We start from the raw sequence: 2,300 nt of genomic DNA, 5'->3' as shown, positions 1-2,300 counted from the left end.
CTCCCAGCCCCAACGCCAAAGCCCCCCTTCCCCTGATTCTCGGCCCCAACCCGCTGGCCCAAGAACTCAAGGACCGCTTCCCCTACGCAAAGAGCCCCGAAGAGGCCCACTTCGTCCTGGACTGCCGGGTGAAGCTCGAGCGCAAGCACGACCTCCCAGAAGGCCTTCCGGTGGTCGGCCTGGTCTGGGGCCACTCCACCAGCCGCCTGCAAGCCGAGCTGAAGGGCCGCCCCGTAGCTGGGTTCAGCCTGGTCCCGCCGGTCGGCCCAAAGGCCATCGTAGAACTCTACACCCCCCTCTCGGGGCCCAACCCGGCCCTTCCGTTGGCCCAAGCCTTCTTTGAAGCCCAAGGCCACCCCACCCTGCTGCTGCCCGACCAGCCCGGCGGGGTGGGCTTCCGCATCCTAGCCTTGCTCATCAACGAAGCCGTCGCAGCCCTTGCTGAGGGCATCGCCCGGCCAAGCGACCTAGACCGGGCCATGCGGTTGGGAACGGGGTATCCCTTGGGGCCTTTGGAGTGGGCCGAGCGCATCTGGCTCAAACCGGTTCTGCGGGCCCTAGAGGGGCTCTTTGCCGAACTGGGCGAGGACCGCTACCGGCCCCACCCCCTGCTGCACCGGATGGTGGCGGCGGGGCTCGAGACCTTTGGAAATCTCCCCTCCCAGGAGGGAGATTGGCAAACCCATACCCACAAGGAGGCAAGATGAAACGAGCTCTGATAGGACTGCTGGCCCTTGGGCTGGGCTTAGGCTTGGCCCAGCAAGCCCCCTTAAAAATCGGGGTGGTGGTCTCGGCCACCGGCCCCGCGGCCAGCTTGGGCATCCCCGAGCGCAACACCCTGCTGCTCCTAGAGGAGCAGGTCAACCGGCGCGGCGGGGTGGCCGGGCACCCGGTGCAGTTCATCATCCTGGACGACGCCTCGGACACCACCCAGGCTGTGCGGGCTACCCGGCGGCTCATCCAGGAAGACCAGGTGCTGGCCATCATCGGCACCACCACCACCCCGGCCAGCCTGGGGATGATCGATGTGGTGGCCGAGGCCGGGGTGCCCAAAATCTCCCTTGCGGCCAACCTGGAGATCGTATTCCCGGTGGATGAAAAGCGCCGCTGGGTCTTCAAAACCCCCCAGACCGAGCAGCAGATGAGCCAGCCCATCGTGCGGGACATGGCCGCCTCGGGGGTCAAAACCGCCGCCTACATCGGCTTCAACGACGCCTACGGCGAGGGCTGGGCCCGGGCCTTTGAAGCCACCGCCCGCGAGGCCGGTATCCAGGTGGTGGCCTCAGAGCGGTTCGCCCGCACCGACACCTCGGTAACCGGTCAGGTGTTGCGCATCCTGGCCCGCAACCCCGACGCGGTCTTGATTGGCGGTTCGGGCACCGCTCCGGTGCTGCCCCAGCGCACCCTGCGGGAGCGTGGCTACCGGGGCCTGATATACCAGACCCACGGCGTGGCCAACCCCGACTTCCTGCGGGTGGGGGGCGACGTGGTGATAGGAACACGCCTGCCGGCGGGCCCGGTGCTGGTCTTTGACCAGCTCCCCCCCGACTTCCCCAACCGCCAGGTGGCCACCAGCTACGTGCAGCAGTACGAATCGCGCTTTGGCATTGGCAGCTACTCTACCTTTGGCGGGCACGCCTACGACGCTTGGGCCATCCTGCGCCCGGCCCTCGAGCGGGCCCTACGCCGCGAGCAGACCAGCAACCTGGCGGCCTTCCGCCGGGTGCTGCGGGATGAGATAGAGGCCACCCGCAACGTGGTGGGCACCCACGGTATCTTCAACATGTCCCCCACCGACCACCTGGGCCTGCGCTTCAACGAGGCCGCGGTGATGGTGGAAATCGTAAAAACCCCCACCGGCAAGCTCGACTGGAAGCTCCTCCGCACCTTCAGGTAGGAGGGCCTGTGGCCAAAGACCAGCAGCCAGCCGCCAGGACAAAACGGCCGTTGGCTGCTGGTTGAGGCCCTTCGGCACCTGTTATGGACTGGGCGATATTCTCCTTTCTGGCTGCGGATGCTCTACAAAACGGCACCATCTACGCCCTGCTGGCCCTATCGTTGGTGCTGGTCTTTGCGGTCACACGGGTCATCCTGGTGCCCCTAGGGGAGTTCTTGGTGTACGCCCCCCTCACCTATGTCTGGTTCCTGCCCCCCGAGGTAAGCGGGCTCAATCTAGGAGGACAGATGCCCGGAACCGCCTGGCTGGCTGCGGCCATGTTGGCGGGGTGGGCCCTTTTGGAACGGAAAAATCCAAGAAGGGCTGGTCTTCTGCTGTTGGGGGGCCTGGGGGTGCTGGGGCT

Annotated in this window: 2 protein-coding genes and 1 pseudogene; all 3 read left to right on the top strand. The window is 66.4% G+C overall.

Annotated elements, in window-relative coordinates:
• On the top strand, nt 1-707 hold a 707-nt coding region (locus tag Mlute_RS15035; RefSeq protein ID WP_245959005.1), incomplete at its 5' end, for a 3-hydroxyacyl-CoA dehydrogenase family protein.
• The gene (locus Mlute_RS15030; protein WP_119361322.1) at nt 704-1,897 is read left to right on the top strand and encodes an ABC transporter substrate-binding protein; all 1,194 of its coding nucleotides are present in this window, start codon (nt 704-706) and stop codon (nt 1,895-1,897) included. The genes Mlute_RS15035 and Mlute_RS15030, both read left to right, overlap by 4 nt.
• An 83-nt stretch (nt 1,898-1,980) precedes the next feature.
• Nucleotides 1,981-2,300: pseudogene (locus Mlute_RS15025) on the top strand (branched-chain amino acid ABC transporter permease); the annotation flags it as partial.

The organism is Meiothermus luteus, assembly GCF_003574085.1.
In the GTDB taxonomy this organism is placed as follows: Bacteria; Deinococcota; Deinococci; order Deinococcales; family Thermaceae; genus Meiothermus; species Meiothermus luteus.
Note: the sequence above shows the minus strand (reverse complement) of the source record. Positions and strands in the feature narration are given on the sequence as shown.